Origin of the sequence: Streptomyces sp. NBC_00012, assembly GCF_045040875.1 — a bacterium.
In the GTDB taxonomy this organism is placed as follows: domain Bacteria; phylum Actinomycetota; class Actinomycetes; order Streptomycetales; family Streptomycetaceae; genus Streptomyces.
Map to the genome: position 1 here is coordinate 1,493,093 of NZ_CP108309.1, position 17,216 is coordinate 1,510,308.

Sequence of the window (17,216 nt, forward strand, 5' to 3'; positions counted from 1 at the left end):
GTCGCTCCCTTCGGCGGTTCAGCGGCTCGACGGAGTGTGCTTGCGGAGGAACTCGATGGATTTGCGGGCGAGTTCGGGACCTGCGTGGGAGTGCCGGGGCAGTTCGACGACGGTGAGGCCCCGGTAGCCGGTGTCCGAGAGGGTGTCGAGTGCTTCGAGTACGGGCGGGAAGTCGATCTCGCCCTCACCGAAGGGGAGGTGCTCATGGACTCCGCGGCGCATGTCCTCGATCTGGACGTGGCGCAGCCAGGGCGCGGCCTCGCGGACGCAGTCGACGGGCATGGCGGGTTCCAGGCACTGGCAGTGGCCGATGTCGAGGGTCAGCCCGAGCGGTGCTGGGTCTCCCGAGAGGACGCGCAGATGGTGGAAGTCGGCGAGCGTGGCGAGGAGGTGTCCGGGCTCGGGTTCGATCGCCAGCGGAATGCCGGAGCGGTCGGCGGCGTCCAGGACCGGGGCGAGGGAATCGGTGAGCCGCTGCCAGGCGGTGTCGGGGGTGGTGTCCGGTGGGGTGATGCCGCTGAAGCAGTGCACGGCGTGGGCGCCGAGGTCGGCGGCGACGCGGACGGCCCGGACGAGCAGCCGGGTGCGGGCGGCGCGGGCCTCCGGGTCCGGGTCGAGGAGGGACGGACCGTGCTTGCGGCGTGGGTCGAGGACATAGCGGGCGCCGGTCTCGACGGTGACACCGAGCCCCAGCTCCTGGAGCCTTGACGCCACGTGGCGGGTGCGGGCGGCGAGGTCCGGGGCGAGGGGGTCGAGGTGCATGTGGTCGAGGGTCAGGCCGACCCCGTCGTACCCGAGGTCGGCGAGGAGTCCGAGGGCGTCGTCCAGGCGGAGGTCGGTGAGCCCGTTGGTGCCGTAGCCGAGGCGGATCGTCATGTCGGGCTCACCTTCCGGGCGAGGGTGCGGGCGATCGGTACGAGTCCCATGACGGCGAGCGCCGTGCCGACCGCTCCCGTGCGGGCGGCGAGGGCGGCCTGGAGCGGGATCATCGCCCGGATGCCGCCGCCGACGGCGCGCTGGGTGAGCGGCGGGGAGGGGTTGAGCGCGGCGTGCAGCAGCGGTACCGCGGCGGTCCGGACGTAGGAGGCGATGAGCGCGGTGCGCACGAGGCCGGGGGCGGTGACGGCGAGCGGCGCCGGTGAGCGGAACACCGGACGAGGGCCGGAGCCGGGCACGGGCAAGGACAGCGCCTCCGGCGAGCGGAACACCGGACGAGGGAGGGGAAGGGGACGAGGGAGGGGAAGGGGGCGGGGCAGGGGACGGAGGCGGGGCAGGGGACGGAGGCGGCGCCGGGGGCGGGGCGGGGGCGACTCGTCCTGTCCGCCGGGTCCGGTGTGCGGAGCCGGCTCCCGGGCTTCGCGCCGCCCGTGGCGGGAGTGCAGGGCCGCCGCGCCCAGTGCGGCGACGGCCGCGAGTCCGGCGAGGGGTGCGGTGGTCGATCCGCCGTGCGCCTCGTGCCGGGAGACGGCGGTGACGGCGTAGGTGTGCGCACCCAGCAGACCGGCGGCCGGAAGGGCTGCGAGAACGGAGCCGCGCGCAGCCGGATCCGGCGCCGTCCCGGGCCCCGTCGTCCGTCCGGTCGCTCCCGTGGCGGTGGCCCCGAGCAGCAGATCCAGTCCGCGTGCGGCGGCCATCGCCGCGGGCCCGGCCGGAGTGTGCTTCAGCCGGAGGTCGTACGCCCACACGGTGGCCGCCAGTCCGGTGGCCACCGTGAGGGCCGGACGGCCGGCCCGCGCGGCGAGCCCCAGCCCGGTGGCGGTCAGCGCGCCCGCCGCCGCGAGGGCCGCTCCGGGTGCGATCCGCCCCGAGGGAATGGGCCGGTGCGGGCGGTCGACGGCGTCCTCCTCGCGGTCGGCCCAGTCGTTGAGTGCCATGCCCGCCTCGTACAGGCAGAGCGAGGCGCCGACGGCGAGCGCGGTCGCCCGGTCGGGGCGCCGGCCGCTCGCCGTCGCCCCGGCCAGCGCGTCGCCGGGGACGGTGAACAGCGCGGACACCCGAAGCAGTTCCGCCCAGGCGCTTGCCGTCATCGTTCCTCCCGCAGCGTCTCCGCGAAGGCCAGCAGCGCCTGGTACTGCTCGAAGAGCGCGGCCGGACCACCGTCCGGGTCCTTGAAATAGAAACCGAGCTGCGGCAGCGGGCCGCTCAGCCCGCGCTCATGGGCGCGGGCCACCAGCCTGGCGAGGTCCAGGACCAGGGGCGCTGCCAGTGCCGAGTCGCAGCCCTGCCAGGTGGTCTGGAGCACCATCCGTGCGCCGAGGAATCCGTCGAACGCGATGTGGTCCCAGGCGGTCTTCCAGTCGCCGAGGGCCGGCACGTCGTCGATGTGGACCTCGCCCTCGGGCGCGGTTCCCAGGGTGTCGGCGAGGACACGTTCCTTGCCCGCGTTCTTGGCGGCCGCCGCGCCCGGATCGGCCAGCGCCGCTCCGTCCCCGCCGCCCAGCAGGTTGGTGCCCGACCAGGCCCGTACGGGCAGGGCGCGTTGCACGAACATCGGGGCAAGCACGGAGCGGAGCAGCGTCTGGCCGGTCTTGCCGTCGCGGCCCGCGTGAGGAAGTCCGCAGTCCGCGACGGTGTCCTGGAGAGCGGGGGTGCGCAGCCCGGTGGAGGGGGTGAAGTTGATGTAGGGACAGCCGGCCCGCAGCGCCGCGGCCGCGTAGAGCGAGCTGGCGGGCAGCCGTAGTTCGCCGGGGTCCGGGAGGGGTTCGGTGGACGCCACGTTGATGACGACCGTTCTGGCCAGGTGGTTGCGGTGGGTGAAGTCGGTGAGGTCGGCGGCGAAGGTGGTGATGAGTTCCTCGTCGCTGCGGGTGTCGCCGGGCAGTGGTCCGCCGGGCCGGATCCCGGCGTCCGCGGCGGCGAGTTCGGAGTGCACCGCCGACGGGAGTCCGTGCGGCAGCACTCCCCCGGCGGCCAGTGCCTCGGCTCGTTTCGGCAGTGGGCAGCCGGCCGTGTCGTGTCCGCCGAAGACGAGTGAGGTGAGTGGGGGCAGCCCGCTGCCGGTGAAGGGCGGGGTCTCGGTGACCATGCCTGCCGCCGGGTGGAACCCTGCCGCGACCGCCGCACACCCCGCGGTGGCGGTGGTGGCGACGGAGCCGCGTGCTCCGATGAACCAGACTCCGGTACGTACGGCGGGTGCTGACACGGGCTGCCTCCCTGGCTGGGGGTGCTGGCTGGGCAGAGCGGGTGGCGCTGTACGGCGGAGGGACAGGACCGGTCGGGTATCGGCGGGCGAGGAGGGTGCTCCTGCCTCGGGAAAGGGCGTTCTTTCCTCCGGGGAAGGCGTTCTCCTGCCTCGGAGGAGGGGGCCCTGTCCCGCAGGAGCGTGCCCCTTACTCGGGAGAGGGTGTTCCTTCCTCGCCCGCCGTCGCCGGGGTGGGTGCCCTACGCCGAGGGCAGTTCCTTCAGTTGGATGTTGCGGAAGGACACATGGTCGGCGGCACCGTGGTTCTGGATGCCGATGTAGCCGCTCTTCAGGCTCCGGACCGGATCGGTGTTGGTGAAGTCGTTGATCTTCACTCCGTTGAGGAAGACCTGGAGACGCTCACCCTGGACCTTGATCTCGTAGCTGTTCCACTGGCCGGGCGGCCGCAGGACCTGGTCACGGGCCTTGGCGTTCGCCGCCTTGAAGGTGTAGATCGAGCCCGTGGTGCGGTCGGCCGCGTCGGTGGCGTCGATCTGGACCTCGTAGCCGTTGTTCACTGCGGACCACGGGTCGTCGGACTCCGGGAAGCCGACGAAGACACCGGAGTTGTCGTCGCCCTGCATCTTCCAGTCGAGCTTGAGCGAGTACGAGCCCAGCTCCTTGGCCTGGTAGGTGAGCAGGCCCATGCCGCCCTCGGAGCGGAGTTCACCGTCGACGACGTCGAACTTCCCGGGGCCCGCCTGCTTCCAGCCTTCGAGCGTCTTGCCGTTGAAGATCGACCGGTAGCCGGTGTCGGGCTTGCAGTCGGCCTTCACCTGCCCGGCCGCGTACCGCATGCCGCCGAGGAGCATCTTGCGGAAGTCCGGTTCGGCGTAGGACTCCTTGGTGTGGCCGAGGCCGGTGTAAAAGGAGCGGCCGCCCTGGTATGTCTGGCACCAGGTGATGGGGTGGTCGCCCTTCATGGTGCCGCCGGTGTAGGTGGTCTCGTCGAGGGTGGCGAGGACCTTGGCCTGACCGCGCGGATTCGTGCGGTAGTTGTACCACTCGTCGGTGCGGTTCCACTCGTCGCCGAGGTCCGCGGTGGCCGGGTGGCTGTGGTCCTCGACGCGGACGGTGGCGGGCTGGATGGCGGGGTGCGAGGAGAAGTACGCCCCGACGAGTCCGCCGTAGAAGGACCAGTCGTACTCGGTGTCCGCCGCCGCGTGGACGCCCATGTAACCGCCGCCGGTGGCCACGTAGTTCTCGAAGGCCTTCTGCTGGTCGGCGTTGAGCACGTCACCGGTGGTCGAGAGGAAGACCACGGCGTCGTAGCGGGCCAGGTTACTGGTGGTGAACTGGCCGGCCGTCTCGGTGGCATCGACGGTGATGTTGCTGTCCTTGCCGAGTTCCTTCAGCGCCGCGATGCCGTCGGGGATCGCGTCGTGCCGGAAGCCGGCCGTCTTCGAGAAGACCAGGACCCGCTTGGCGGTCCTGTCGAGGGCGCTGTTGGACAGCTCGAAGTCGTCGATGTCGTAGAGCGCTCCGGCACCGCCCTTGAAGACCAGGAAGAGTTCGGTGGACGTCTTCGGGGCGCCGCGCAGCGGTACATCGATGTCCTGGAAGTTGTCCCAGGCGCCGGTCACCGGGACGGGTGCGGAGCCGAGGATCTTGCCGGTCGGCGAGCCGGTCCGGACTTCGAGGAAGCCACCGGCGCCGCCGGAGGAGATCCGCGCGGTCAGCTTGGTGGATCCGGTGAGCAGGTACGGCTTGAAGGAGATCCAGTCGTCGTTGTGGATGTCGCCGACCGTCTTGCCGCCGTGGGCGGTCGCCTTGTTCTGCGGGGCGACGCCCTGGGAGTCGCTGTAGTGCTCGGCCTGCCGGTGACGGGGCTGGAGCTCGGACTGGTCGTGGCCGGACAGGGGGGCCTGGCCGCCTCCGCCGCCGTCCGTGTACGAGGCGTCGATGACGCCGAAGATGTTGGCGTTGGGGTCGTGCCCGCCGTCCATCTCCGTCTTGATGGTGCCGGTGCAGCCGTGGGCCGAGGTGATGGGGTGGCCATGGCTGTCGTGGCCGAGGATGAAGCGGACCTCGATCTTCGAGCAGTCGATGGTTCCGTCCTCGGGGTCGGTGACGGTGACCTTGAACGGAATCTCGTCGCCGAAGGAGAACAGCTGCCCGTCGCCTGGGAGTTCCAGCTTCACCTTGGGAGCGGTGTTGCCGACCGTCACATGGACATTGGCCGAGCCGGTGCGGCCGGTGGGGTCCGTGGCGGTGACGGTGGCGGTGTAGGTGCCGTTCTTCTTGTACGTGTACGTGGGGTTGGCGGCGGTCGATGTGCCGCCGTCGCCGAAGTCCCAGCTGTAGCCGAGCGTGTCGCCGTCGGCGTCGGTGGTTCCGGCCGAGGAGAAGGCGACCCTGAGGGGTGCGGTGCCCGAGGTCTTGTCGGCACTCGCCTCGGCGATCGGTGAGCGTCCGCCGGTGGCGTTCTCGATGCGGTAGAGCGCCGAGTTCTGGTCGCCGCCGAAGTAGCCGGTGCCGTAGTCCAGGACGTACAGCGCGCCGTCCGGGCCGAAGGTCATGTCCATCACCTGGGTTCCCGACCACGGGAAGGCGTTGATGGACTTGACCGTACCGTCGGTGTCCTGGTCGATGCGCTTGATCCAGCGCCGGCCGAACTCACCGGCGAAGAAGTTGCCGTCGTAGGCCTCGGGGAATTTCACCGGAGAGTCGAGTGCGGCGTCATAGTGGTAGACGGGTCCGCCCATCGGGGACTCCGAGCCGGTGCCGAACTCGGGCACGGACGCGCCGTCGTACGGGATCCACGCGGGCTGGGACGGAGGCAGGTCGACCAGACCGGTGTTGTACCGGGAGGTGTTCTTGGGCGCGGCGCAGTCGAAGGCCGCGCCGGAGGTCTTGGTCGCGAAGTCGTAGTCGACGAACGGGTCGTTCTTGCCCGTGCAGAAAGGCCAGCCGAAGTTGCCTGCCTTGGTGACGCGGGCGAACTCGACCTGGCCGCCCGGTCCGCGCTTGGGGTCGGCCGCACCGGCGTCGGGCCCGTAGTCACCGACGTACACGATGCCGGTGGGCTTGTCGACGGTGAAGCGGAAGGGGTTGCGGAAGCCCATCGCGTAGATCTCGGGCCGGGTCTTGTCGGTGCCCGGGGCGAAGAGGTTGCCCTCGGGGACGGTGTACGTGCCGTCGTCGGCGACCCTGATACGGAGGATCTTGCCGCGCAGGTCGTTGGTGTTCCCGGCGCTGCGGCGGGCGTCGAACACGGGGTTGCGGTCGGGCCGGTCGTCGATCGGGGTGTAGCCGTCGGAGGCGAACGGGTTGGAGTCGTCGCCGGTCGACAGGTAGAGGTTGCCCTGCGCGTCGAAGTCGATGTCGCCGCCGACGTGGCAGCAGATGCCGCGCGAGGCCGGGATGTCGAGGACCTTCTTCTCGCTGGCGGTGTCGAGCGTCCCGTCCTCCTTGAGGACGAAGCGCGAGAGCCGGTTCACTCCGTCGAACTTGGCGAAGTCGGCGGCGGTGCCGTTCTCGGGGGCGTCGCCGGACGGGGTGTCCAGCGGGGGCGCGTAGTAGAGGTAGATCGCCCGGTTCTTGCTGAAGTCCGGGTCGACGCCGACGCCCTGGAGTCCCTCCTCGTCGTGGGAGTAGACGGGCAGGACACCGGCGAGCGTGGTGTCGCCGCCGCTGTCGGTGAGCCACAGCTCGCCGCCGCGCGCGGTGTGCAGGACGCTGCGGTCGGGAAGCACCGCCAGCGTCATGGGCTCGCCGGTCTCCGCCACCCCCTTGGCGAGGGTGACCTGCTGGAATTCCTCGGCCGCCGCGTCGGTGGCGGCCGGCGAGGACGGACCTGTCGCGGCTGCTCCGGGCGTGGCGCCCAGGGCCAGGGTGGCCGCGGCGAGCAGACCGCCCGTGAACAGCGCTAGGGATTTGCGGACGCGGAGCCGTGTTCTGTCCCTGTTTCGGGTGGTGGTTCTGTGCACGAGTGTCCTCCGGAGTGTGCCGGTTGTACGGGCGGGGTGCTGCCGTGCCGTGCTGCGCGGGGACTGCCGCGCGGGTCGTCCGGGGTGTGTGTGGGACACCGGCGACCCGAGTCATGTCGTGTACACGTTGTGGACCGTAGACCTGTTCGTCCGGGACGGAAAGCCCTTGCGCAGCGGTCCGGTCAACTTTTTCCTGCGTCAGGACAAAGCGGGGCGAGGGCAGGTGTGAGCGCGGGGCGGCCGTGGAGCTCCCTCCCGGCCCCGCCCCTGCCCGGACCGGGGGTCCGGGGCTACAACTCCCTCTGCCGGGTCGTCAGTCGCTGCCCCCGAAGGCCGCGTCGAACGACGCCGCGGGCGGATCGAAGTCGTACCGCTTCAGCGTGGCCAGCGCTTCCGGCGCACCGGCCAGCCGGTCCATCCCGGCGTCCTCCCACTCCACGGAGACCGGCCCGTCGTAGTCGATGGACCGGAGCATCCGGAACACGTCCTCCCAGGGCACGTCACCGTGCCCGGCCGAGACGAAGTCCCAGCCGCGCCGGGGATCGCCCCAGGGCAGATGCGAGCCGAGCCGGCCGTTGCGGCCGTCGAGGCGCTTGCGTGCCTCCTTGCAGTCCACGTGGTAGATCCGGTCCCGGAAGTCGTACAGGAAGTTGACCGGGTCCAGGTCCTGCCAGACGAAGTGACTGGGGTCGAAGTTCAGCCCGAACGCCGCCCGGTGGCCGACGGCCTCCAGTGCGCGGTGCGTGGTCCAGTAGTCGTACGCGATCTCGCTGGGGTGCACCTCATGGGCGAACCGCACGCCCTCCGCGTCGAAGACGTCCAGGATCGGGTTCCACCGCTCGGCGAAGTCCTCGTAGCCCCGCTCGATCATGTGCGGCGGAACGGGCGGGAACATCGCGACCAGGTGCCAGATCGACGAGCCGGTGAAGCCGACGACGGTACGCACCCCGAAGGCGGCGGCCGCCCGCGCGGTGTCTCTGATCTCCTCGGCGGCCCGGCGGCGGACCCCTTCGGGCTCGCCGTCGCCCCAGATCCGCGCGGGCAGGATGCCCCGGTGCCGCTCGTCGATCGGATCGTCGCAGACGGCCTGGCCGACCAGGTGGTTGGAGATCGCCCAGCACTTCAGTCCGTACTTGTCGAGCAGCTGCCGCCGGCCGTCCAGATAGCCGGGGTCGGTGAGCGCCTTGTCGACCTCGAAGTGGTCGCCCCAGCAGGCGAGTTCGAGACCGTCGTAGCCGAAGTCCCGGGCGTACCGGCAGACCTCCTCCAGCGGCAGGTCGGCCCACTGGCCGGTGAACAGTGTGAAGGGACGGGGCATGGGCAAGGCCTCCTAGAGAACCACGGGGGTGTGTACGGAGTTCTGCTCGGCGCTCGCCTCCACCGCTGCGAGCACCCGCTGCACCTGGAGTCCGTCCGCGAACGACGGTTCAGGGGAGGTCCCTTCGGCAATCGTCCGCACCAGGTCGCGGGCCTGGTGGACGAAGGTGTGCTCGTAGCCGAGGGCGTGGCCCGGCGGCCACCACGCCTCCAGGTAGGGGTGTTGGGGTTCGGTGACGAGGATGCGCCGGAACCCCGCGGTGGCGGCTGGTTCGGTGTGGTCGTGGAAGGACAGTTCGTTGAGCCGTTCCAGATCGAAGGCGAGCGAGCCGCGCTCCCCGTTGATCTCCAGCCGCAGTGCGTTCTTCCGTCCGGCGGCCATCCGGGTCGCCTCGAACGAGGCCAGCGCCCCGGAGGCGAGCCGGCCGGTGAACAGCGCCGCGTCGTCGACGGTCACCGCCCCTCGCGCACCGGCGTCCGCCGCTCCGGACAGCCCGGCCGACGAGCCCGCGAGCCGGGGCCGTTCGCGTACGAAGGTCTCGCTGACCGCCGACACCCCGACCAGCGGCTCCCCCGCCAGATACTGGGCCAGGTCGACGATATGGGCGCCCAGGTCGCCGAGTGCGCCCGAGCCGGCGCGTTCCCGCTCCAGCCGCCAGGTGAGCGGCGATTCGGGGTCGACGAGCCAGTCCTGGAGGTAGGCGGCGCGAACGTGCCGCAGGGTGCCGAGCCGCCCCTCGGCGATCAGGTGCCGGGCGTACGTGATCGCGGGCACCCGGCGGTAGTTGAAGCCCACCATGGCGACCTGGCCGCGGGCCGCCGCGCGCTCCGCGGCCTCGGTCATCGCCTCGGCCTCGGCGACCGTGTTGGCGAGCGGCTTCTCGCACAGCACGTGCTTGCCCGCCTCCAGGGCGGCGATGGCGATCTCGGCATGGCTGTCGCCGGGGGTGCAGATGTCGACGAGTTGCACATCGTCCCGGGCGATGAGGGCGCGCCAGTCGGTCTCCGCCGCCGCCCAGCCATGACGGGCGGCGGCCGCGTCGACCGCGGCCCGGTCGCGTCCGCAGATCGCGGCGAGAGCCGGCCTCATCGGCAGGTCGAAGACGTGTCCCGCGGTGCGCCAGCCCTGTGAGTGGGCGGCGCCCATGAACGCGTATCCGACCATGCCGACTCCGAGCACGGGCGCGCTCGTCGCCGGCCGCCGCGTCGGTGGCGCTGCGGCCTCCTGATCCGTCTCTTCCCTACGGGCCATCGGGGCTTCCTCCTCGTCGGTCGTTCGATGAATACGGCAGGGGGGTCGGTCAGCACCCCCCTGCGGGGCGGATCAGCTGAAGCCCGTCGGCAGGTACTGGTCGATGTTCTCCTTGGTGACCACGGCCGAGTAGAGGGTGAGGCCGGTCGGGATCTCCAGCTCGGCCAGGCCGCCGACGCCCTTGCCCTGGGCCAGCGCACGGGCCAGGTCGATGGCGGACGCGGCCATCGTCGGCGGGTAGAGAACGGTGGCCTTCAGCACGCTGTTGTCGGCCTTGATGGCGTCCATCGCGGACTTGGCCCCGGCGCCGCCGACCATCAGGAACTCGTCACGGCCGGCCTGCTGGATGGCGCGCAGCGCGCCCACGCCCTGGTCGTCGTCGTGGTTCCACAGCGCGTCGATCCTCTTCTGCGCCTGGAGGAGCTGGGCCATCTTCGCCTGGCCCGACTCGACGGTGAAGTCGGCGGCCTGACGGGCCACCAGCTTGATGTTGGGGTAGTTCTTCAGCGCGTCGGCGAAGCCCTGGCTGCGCTGCTTGGTGAGCTCCAGATTGTCGATCCCCGCGAGCTCGACGACCTTGGCGTCCGCCTTGTCCTTGAGCTGTTCGCCGATGTACGTGCCGGCGTTGAGGCCCATGCCGTAGTTGTCGCCGCCGACCCAGCACCGGTAGGCCTGCGGGGAGGCGAAGATCCGGTCCAGGTTGACGACGGGGATGCCCGCCCGCATGGCTTCCAGGCCGACCTGGGTGAGCGCCTTGCCGTCGGCCGGGAGGATGACGAGGACGTCGACCTTCTTGTTGATGAGGGTCTTGACCTGGCCGATCTGGGCGGCGGTGTCGTTGGAGCCCTCGGTGGACTCCAGTGTCACCTCGGAGTACTTGCCCGCCCGCGACTTGGCGTTCTCGTTGATGGCGTTGAGCCAGCCGTGGTCGGCCTGCGGACCCGCGAAACCGATGGTGACGGGCTTGCCGGGCTTGTCGTCGGCGGCGGGACCGGTGTTCTTGGCGGTGTCCTCGGTCTTGGGGTCGTTGCTGGTGCAGGCCGTGAGCAGGGCGCCCGCGGAGACGGCCGCGGTGCCGAAGAGCAGTCGTCTGCGGCTGGTTTCTGGCATGGCTGTCGAACCCTTCATCCGGTGCGTGGCGTTGTGGCGTGTGACGAACGGGAGGGGTGGTGGGGGCGGTGGCGGGTCAGGTCTCGCCGTGCGCCGATGTGCGGCGCTGGACCAGGACGGCGGCGACGATGATCGCGCCCTTGGCGATCTGCTGGACGTCGCTCTGCAGATTGTTGAGCGCGAAGATGTTGGTGATGGTGGTGAAGACCAGGACACCGAGCACGGAGCCGACGATGGTTCCGCGGCCGCCGATGAGCAGGGTGCCGCCGATGATCGCGGCCGCGATGGCGTCCAGCTCGTACAGATTGCCGTTGGTGTTCTGGCCGGAGCCGGAGAGGATGATCAGCATGAAGGCGGCGATGCCGCAGCACAGCCCGGAGAGCAGATAGAGGAAGAGCCGCTGGCGCCGTACGTCGATGCCGGCCAGCCTGGCGGCCTCCGCGTTGCCGCCGACCGCGACCGTGCGCCGTCCGAAGGTCGTACGGTTCAGCACCAGCCAGCCGACGACGGTCACCGCGGCGAACATCATCACCAGCGGCGGAATGCCGAGGACGTAGGAGTCGGGCAGGCCCAGATCGAGGACGGACTTGACGGTGACGATCTGGGTCCTGCCGTCGGTGATCTGGAGGGCGAGCCCGCGGGCCGAGGCGAGCATGGCCAGCGTCGCGATGAACGGCACCATCCGCCCGTACGCGATGAGCAACCCGTTCACCAGCCCGGCACCGAGTCCGACGATCACCGCAGTGAACAGGATCCCCGCGAAGCCGTACTCCTGGGTGGCGACCGTGGTCGCCCAGACGGAGGCGAGTGCGACCATCGCGCCGACCGACAGATCGATGCCGCCGCTGGTGATGACGAAGGTCATCCCGACGGTGACGACACCGATGACGGACGACTGGGTCAGGATCAGCTGAAGGTTCCCGGTGTCCAGGAAGGCGTCGGGCTCGGTGAATCCACCGACGACGACCAGTACGGCGAGGACGCCGAGGAGCGAGAGGTTACGGACGTCCGGGCGCAGGCCACCGGTGCGTGCGGGGCCGTCCTTCTTCCGGGGGCCGGAGACCGGGGCGACGGCCCCCTTGTCCGGCCCGCCCTGCTGCGTCGGGGAAACGGGCTGCGTCATGACGTCGGGCTCCCTTCCATCACTAGGTCGAGTACGCGATGCTCGTCGAGCTCCCGGGCGTCGGCCGTGTGCACGACGCGGCCCTCGCGGAGCACCAGCACCCGGTCGGCGAGGCCCAGCACTTCGGGCACCTCGCTGGAGACGAGCAGGACGGCGAGGCCTTCGTCGGCCAGCCGGCGGATCACGGCATACAGCTCGGCGCGGGCTCCGACGTCGACACCGCGGGTAGGTTCGTCGAGCAGCAGGACCCGGCAGCCGCGCAGCAGCCAGCGGGCCAGGACCGCCTTCTGCTGGTTGCCGCCGGAGAGCGTACGGACGGGGGTGTCCGGGTTGTCGGGACGCAACGAGAGTTCGCGGGTGGCTTCGCGGGCCGCCCGGCGCTCGGCCCCTCGGTCGATCCAGCCCGCCCTGGAGAAGCGGGACATCGAGGAGACGGAGACGTTGCGGGTGACGGATTCGAGCATCAGCAGGGCCTGCGCCTTGCGCTCCTCCGGGGCGAGGCCGATTCCGGCGGCGACGGCCGCGCGGACGCTGCCGGGCTTCAGCTGCCTGCCGGCCACGGTCACCCGTCCGGCGCTCGGCCTGCGGGCACCGTAGACGGTCTCCAGGATCTCGGAGCGCCCCGAGCCGACGAGTCCGGCCAGGCCGACGATCTCGCCCGGCCTCAACTCCAGGTCCACCGGGGCGAATTCCCCCTTCCTGGTCAGCCCTTCGACCTTCAGTACGGGCTCCGCCCCGGCTGTGCCCGCACGGTCCGTGGTGCGGGGCGGGAAGACGTACTCGACCTTGCGGCCGGTCATCATGGCAACGATGTCGCGTGTCGGAGTGGACTCGGCGGGCAGCCCGACGGCCACGGCCCGGCCGTCCTTGAGCACGGTCACCCGGTCGCCGATCCGGCGGATCTCCTCCAGGCGGTGCGAGATGTAGACGACGGCGACGCCGTCGGCGGTGAGCGAGGCGACGGTGCGGAAGAGGTTGTCGACCTCGTCCGGGTCGAGTGCGGCGGACGGCTCGTCCATGACGATGAGCCGCACGTCGTGCGAGAGCGCTCTCGCCATGGAGACGATCTGCTGCTGGGCGGCGGACAGTTCGCCGACCGGGCGGGCCGGGTCGATCTCCGGGTGGCCGAGCCGCTTCAGCAGCGCGGCGGCGGCCGTGCGGCCCTCACGGATGCGGACGACGAAGCGGGCGGTGGTGGGTTCGTGGCCGAGAAAGACGTTCTCGGCCACGGACAGGCCCTCGACCAGGTCGAGTTCCTGGTAGATGGTGGCGATGCCCAGCCGCATGGCGGCTATGGGCGACTTCAGCGCGACCGGTTCGCCGCGCCAGGCGATCTCGCCGTCGTCGGGCTGGTGGGCCCCGGCGAGCACCTTGATGAGGGTGGATTTGCCGGCGCCGTTCTGCCCGAGGAGACAGTGGACTTCGCCGGCCTGGACCTCCAGGTCCACGCCGTCGAGGGCGCGCACTCCGGGGAACGACTTGGTGATGCCGGACATGGTGAGCAGGGGTGGTTCTGGTGCCATGACGAATCCCCTCGGCGAATGGGGTCTCCCCTGTCCGGACGCGCCTGTTGGGACGCGGCCGGGAGCTCGGGGAAGGCCGATGAGCGGGCAGGGCTGTACCAGGTGCGGTGGTGCGGGTGTTCCCGGCGCTCCCGGTGTTTCCGGGGGTGCGCCCCTGTGCTGCCGGCCCGGGGGTCAGGCCGGTGAGAAGAGGTGGTCGCTGATGAGCCGGGCGGCGCCGATCACTCCGGCGGCCGGTCCCAACTCGCCCAGCACGATGGGGAGATTCCCGGTGGCAAGCGGCAGCGACTGCCGGTAGACCTGGGTCCGGACGCTGGCGAGGAGGGTGTGGCCGAGGCCGGTCACACCGCCGCCGATCACCACCAGACCGGGGTTGAAGAAGCTGACGAGTCCCGCGATGACCTGGCCGACCCGGTTGCCGCCTTCACGGATCAGGTCGAGCGAGGTGGCGTCACCGGCGGCCGCGGCGGCGGCCACATCGGCGGCGGTGAGTCTCCCGGCCGCTTCGAGACGGCCGGCGAGCTCCGCCGACCGCCCGGAGCGGGCCGCGTCCTCGGCGTCGCGGGCGAGCGCGGCACCGCTGAAGTGGGCCTCCAGACAGCCCCGGTTGCCGCAGGCGCAGGCGCGGCCCTCGGGTTCCACCTGGATATGGCCGATGTCACCGGCGCTGCCCGTCGTACCGCGGTGGACATCACCGCCGACGACGATGCCGCAGCCGATTCCGGTGCCGATCTTGACGCAGAGGAAGTCGCCCACGGAGCGCGCGACGCCCGCGTGCTGCTCCCCCATCGCCATCAGGTTCACATCGTTGTCGACCATGACGGGGCAGCCCAGTTCCTGGCTGAGCGCCTCGCGGACCGGGAAGCCGTCCCAGCCGGGCATGATCGGCGGTGCGACCGGTACGCCTTCGGGGAAGCGGACCGGGCCGGGTACGCCGATGCCCGCGCCGTCGAAACCCTCGGCGAGCCCCGAGGCTCGGAGCTTGGCCGCCATGGACAGCACCTGCTCGAAGATGGCGACGGGCCCCTCGCGTACGTCCATCGGGTGGTTGAGGTGGCCCAGTACCTCCAACTCGGCGTTGGTTACGGCCACATCGACTGACGTGGCCCCGATGTCGACGCCGAGAAACCGCAGTTGAGGCGCGAGCCGGATGTTGTGCGAGCGGCGCCCGCCGCGGGATGCGGCGAGGCCGTCGGCCACGACGAGTCCGGTCTCCAGCAGTCTGTCGACCTCGACGGCGAGCTTGGAGCGCGAGAGATCCACCTGATCCCCCAGCTGTGCCCGGGAGTTGGGCCCGCCGTCACGCAACAGCCGCAGCAGTCGCGCCTGATGCGCATTCGCGGGTCGTGCAGTCATACGTCTCACGCGCCCCTCCCCGCCACATCGGCCTGTACGTCGGGCTTTCGAGGGGAACGTAGCAGCGGTTGCCGGGAGTGGGAAGAAGTTGCGCAGGAATCCACTACAACTTTCTCCACACCGAGGACAAAGCCGGTCGGTGGGGCCGACGCCCGCCGGCCGGATGCTCAGCGCAGGATTCCCGCCTGCCGGGCGGCCCGCAGCCAGGAGGGGAACTCCGACAGGACCCTGTCGTACAGCTCCTGGTCGGAGATCTTCTCGATGTCGTCGACGGCGAAGAAGCCGACGTTGTCGACCCGGCGGCCCGGCATGGTGTCGAATCGTTCCAGCACACCGTATTGGGAGCTGCCGAGTCCGACGAACTGCCAGAACACCGGCTCCTCGGCGGCCGCCCGCAGCTCCTGCTCGATCTCCCGGTTGCGGTGGACACCGCCGTCCGAGAAGAACAGGACCAGCGTCGGGTCGGGCACCGGATGCGCCCGCACGAAGGCGCGCACTTCGGCGATGACCTTCTGTTCCTCGTTCTGGATGCCGACCGTACGCATGTCGATCTGACCGGGGACCAGTCCCTTCGGCGGCTTCCTGCGGCCGAAGCCGAAGGTCTGGCCCACCCGTACGTGCAGCCCGAGCCACTCGGGCAGGTCACCCACGGCCAGGTCGGGCAGCCGGGCCGGGTTGGTGGCGAACGTCCACGCCTGCATCTCGCCGTCGTCGTCGAGCTGCGCCGCGACGGCCACCATCCGCTCGGCGACAGCCGCCACCGTGCCCCTCCGGTAGAGGCCGCCCATCGAACCCGATGCGTCGAGGACGAGGACGACGCGTGCCCGAAGGTCCGGTACGCCTTGCTTGCTCAGGCTGACCAGAACCTGTTGCTTGCGCAGCGACAGGCGCTTGCGCATGTCCACGGGCAGCCGCTCCTCACCCTTGGTGAGCCGGGGGCCGGATCCGCCGCCCCCGGCGAGCTCCGGCGCGGGCCACGACGGCGGCGCGGCAGGAGGCAACGGCGGCGCGGGAGGAGTGTACGGCGGCGCGGGGGCGGGGCCCGGAGTCGTCACGGGCTTCGGGCCGGGCACGGTCGCGGGCGGTTCCTCGTCCACGCTGATCCCGAAGTCGGTCGCCAGTCCGGCCAGTCCGCTCGCGTAGCCCTGGCCGACCGCACGGAACTTCCAGCCGCCGTCGCGGCGGTAGAGCTCGCCGCCGACCAGCGCGGTCTCCGTACCTGCGGCGATGTCGAAGCGTGCCAGCTCGGCGCCGGACGCCGCGTCGAGCAGTCGCAGACACAGCCCCGGCACCTGGCCGAACGTGCCGCCGTCGGCGGAGGCGCAGAGGGCGACGCGGTCGACGTCCGGCCCCAGCGCGCCCAACCTGACGTCCAGCGATTCGCTGCCAGGCTGTTTGCCGAGGTGGCTCACGGCGCCCGACGCGTGCCGCGGCTGGTTGTAGAAGACGAAGTCGTCATCGGACCGCACCCGTCCGTCGCGGGTCAGCAACAGGGCCGAAGCGTCCACGTCCGGGACCCCGGACCCCGCCGGCCAGTCGAGTACGGCCCTGACCTCGCGGGCCGCGACCGGTATGTTGGCGCCTTTGCTCAGTGTCGTCACACCGGCAAGTCTGCCTGCTGCCCGACGCACACGCCCCGACGGGCCGGACCCGGCCAGGGCCTGTCCGGCGGATCGGGGCGGTCAGCTCTCGTCGTGCCGGTGGTACGTCTCGTGCGTGTTCTCCATGTGGGAGCGCACGATCTCCGTGGCCCGCTGTCCGTCGCGCGCGGCGATCGCCGCGATGAGCGAGCGGTGCTCGATCCAGGACCGGATACCGCGCTGACGTGCCACCGGGGTGCGGTACCAGCGGACGCGGCGGTCCACCTGGCCCGCGAGCCCGGCGAGGACGGCGTTGCCCGCCAGCTCCATGACCTTGGCGTGGAAGGCCGCGTCGGTGGCGACCGCGAGGTCCACGTCGTCGTCGGCGACGGCCTGCTCGCCCTTGGCGCAGATCTTTTCCAGGGCCGCGACGCCGGCCTCGTCGCAGTCGGCCGCGGCGAGACGCGCGGCCTCCGCCTCCAGAAGGGTGCGGACCGAGAGCAGCTGGTCCGCCTCCTCCTTGGTGGGCTCGTGCACGAACGCGCCCTGGGCGGGCCGGAGATCGACCCAGCCCTCGGTGTTCAGCCGCTGCAGCGCCTCGCGCACCGGCTGACGGGACACCCCGAGATGGCCTGCCAACTCGCTCTCGACCAAGTGCTGGCCGGGGCGGAGCGCACGCGTCGTCATGAGTTCGAGCAGCGTCTCATAGACGCGTTCGCGCAACGGACCGGGCCGTTCCAGCTTCGGCACAGCCCCTTGCGGCAGTCCTGCGGACACCATCCCGGTCCCCCTCCAGCCGACGAGCACCCATTGCTCGTCGGCTACAGGCTACCGAGCACGCCACG

The 17,216-nt window shown here is 71.1% G+C and carries 12 protein-coding genes; all 12 read right to left on the reverse strand.

Going from position 1 to position 17,216, the window contains the following annotated elements:
- Positions 1-18 precede the first annotated feature (18 nt).
- Entirely contained in the window at positions 19-876 is an 858-nt protein-coding gene (locus tag OHA19_RS06990; RefSeq protein ID WP_405718645.1) for a sugar phosphate isomerase/epimerase family protein, read from the reverse strand.
- Positions 873-2,027: an SCO3242 family prenyltransferase gene (locus tag OHA19_RS06995; RefSeq protein WP_405749685.1), complete on the reverse strand. Its 1,155-nt coding sequence runs from the start codon at positions 2,025-2,027 to the stop codon at positions 873-875. Before OHA19_RS06995 ends, OHA19_RS06990 begins: the two co-directional genes overlap by 4 nt.
- Positions 2,024-3,142: an inositol-3-phosphate synthase gene (locus tag OHA19_RS07000; protein WP_405718640.1), complete on the reverse strand. Its 1,119-nt coding sequence runs from the start codon at positions 3,140-3,142 to the stop codon at positions 2,024-2,026. The genes OHA19_RS06995 and OHA19_RS07000 overlap by 4 nt, the downstream gene beginning before the upstream one ends.
- Positions 3,143-3,381: 239 nt before the next feature.
- Positions 3,382-7,110, reverse strand: coding sequence for a ThuA domain-containing protein (locus tag OHA19_RS07005; protein WP_405718637.1), 3,729 nt, complete (start codon positions 7,108-7,110; stop codon positions 3,382-3,384).
- 313 nt (positions 7,111-7,423) lie between these two features.
- Positions 7,424-8,428, reverse strand: coding sequence for a sugar phosphate isomerase/epimerase family protein (locus tag OHA19_RS07010; RefSeq protein WP_405718634.1), 1,005 nt, complete (start codon positions 8,426-8,428; stop codon positions 7,424-7,426).
- A gap of 12 nt (positions 8,429-8,440) precedes the next feature.
- A complete protein-coding gene (locus OHA19_RS07015) occupies positions 8,441-9,679 on the reverse strand; it encodes a Gfo/Idh/MocA family protein (RefSeq protein WP_405718631.1) in 1,239 nt (412 codons plus the stop codon).
- Positions 9,680-9,751: 72 nt separating this feature from the next.
- Positions 9,752-10,789 carry a substrate-binding domain-containing protein gene (locus OHA19_RS07020; RefSeq protein WP_405749687.1) on the reverse strand — a complete coding sequence of 346 codons (1,038 nt, stop codon included), beginning with the start codon at positions 10,787-10,789 and terminating at the stop codon, positions 9,752-9,754.
- A gap of 76 nt (positions 10,790-10,865) precedes the next feature.
- Positions 10,866-11,912: an ABC transporter permease gene (locus OHA19_RS07025; RefSeq protein WP_405749689.1), complete on the reverse strand. Its 1,047-nt coding sequence runs from the start codon at positions 11,910-11,912 to the stop codon at positions 10,866-10,868.
- Positions 11,909-13,435 (reverse strand): sugar ABC transporter ATP-binding protein, encoded by a 1,527-nt coding sequence (locus OHA19_RS07030; protein WP_405749691.1) that lies wholly within the window; start codon positions 13,433-13,435, stop codon positions 11,909-11,911. Before OHA19_RS07030 ends, OHA19_RS07025 begins: the two co-directional genes overlap by 4 nt.
- Positions 13,436-13,609: 174 nt before the next feature.
- Positions 13,610-14,791 carry an ROK family protein gene (locus OHA19_RS07035; protein ID WP_405718619.1) on the reverse strand — a complete coding sequence of 394 codons (1,182 nt, stop codon included), beginning with the start codon at positions 14,789-14,791 and terminating at the stop codon, positions 13,610-13,612.
- Positions 14,792-14,958: 167 nt separating this feature from the next.
- Positions 14,959-16,392, reverse strand: a complete 1,434-nt coding sequence (locus OHA19_RS07040) for a VWA domain-containing protein (RefSeq protein ID WP_405718617.1) — start codon at positions 16,390-16,392, stop codon at positions 14,959-14,961.
- Positions 16,393-16,473: 81 nt separating this feature from the next.
- Positions 16,474-17,151, reverse strand: a complete 678-nt coding sequence (locus OHA19_RS07045) for a GntR family transcriptional regulator (protein WP_405749693.1) — start codon at positions 17,149-17,151, stop codon at positions 16,474-16,476.
- Between the last annotated feature and the right edge of the window lie 65 nt (positions 17,152-17,216).

Excerpts from the sequence above, each read along its gene's own strand:
- OHA19_RS06990 (WP_405718645.1), bottom strand. The coding sequence starts at position 876 with ATGACGATCCGCCTCGGCTACGGCACCAACGGGCTCACCGACCTCCGC.
- OHA19_RS06995 (WP_405749685.1), bottom strand. The coding sequence starts at position 2,027 with ATGACGGCAAGCGCCTGGGCGGAACTGCTTCGGGTGTCCGCGCTGTTC.
- OHA19_RS07010 (WP_405718634.1), bottom strand. The coding sequence starts at position 8,428 with ATGCCCCGTCCCTTCACACTGTTCACCGGCCAGTGGGCCGACCTGCCG.
- OHA19_RS07015 (WP_405718631.1), bottom strand. The coding sequence starts at position 9,679 with ATGGCCCGTAGGGAAGAGACGGATCAGGAGGCCGCAGCGCCACCGACG.
- OHA19_RS07020 (WP_405749687.1), bottom strand. The coding sequence starts at position 10,789 with ATGCCAGAAACCAGCCGCAGACGACTGCTCTTCGGCACCGCGGCCGTC.
- OHA19_RS07025 (WP_405749689.1), bottom strand. The coding sequence starts at position 11,912 with ATGACGCAGCCCGTTTCCCCGACGCAGCAGGGCGGGCCGGACAAGGGG.
- OHA19_RS07030 (WP_405749691.1), bottom strand. The coding sequence starts at position 13,435 with ATGGCACCAGAACCACCCCTGCTCACCATGTCCGGCATCACCAAGTCG.
- OHA19_RS07035 (WP_405718619.1), bottom strand. The coding sequence starts at position 14,791 with ATGACTGCACGACCCGCGAATGCGCATCAGGCGCGACTGCTGCGGCTG.
- OHA19_RS07045 (WP_405749693.1), bottom strand. The coding sequence starts at position 17,151 with ATGGTGTCCGCAGGACTGCCGCAAGGGGCTGTGCCGAAGCTGGAACGG.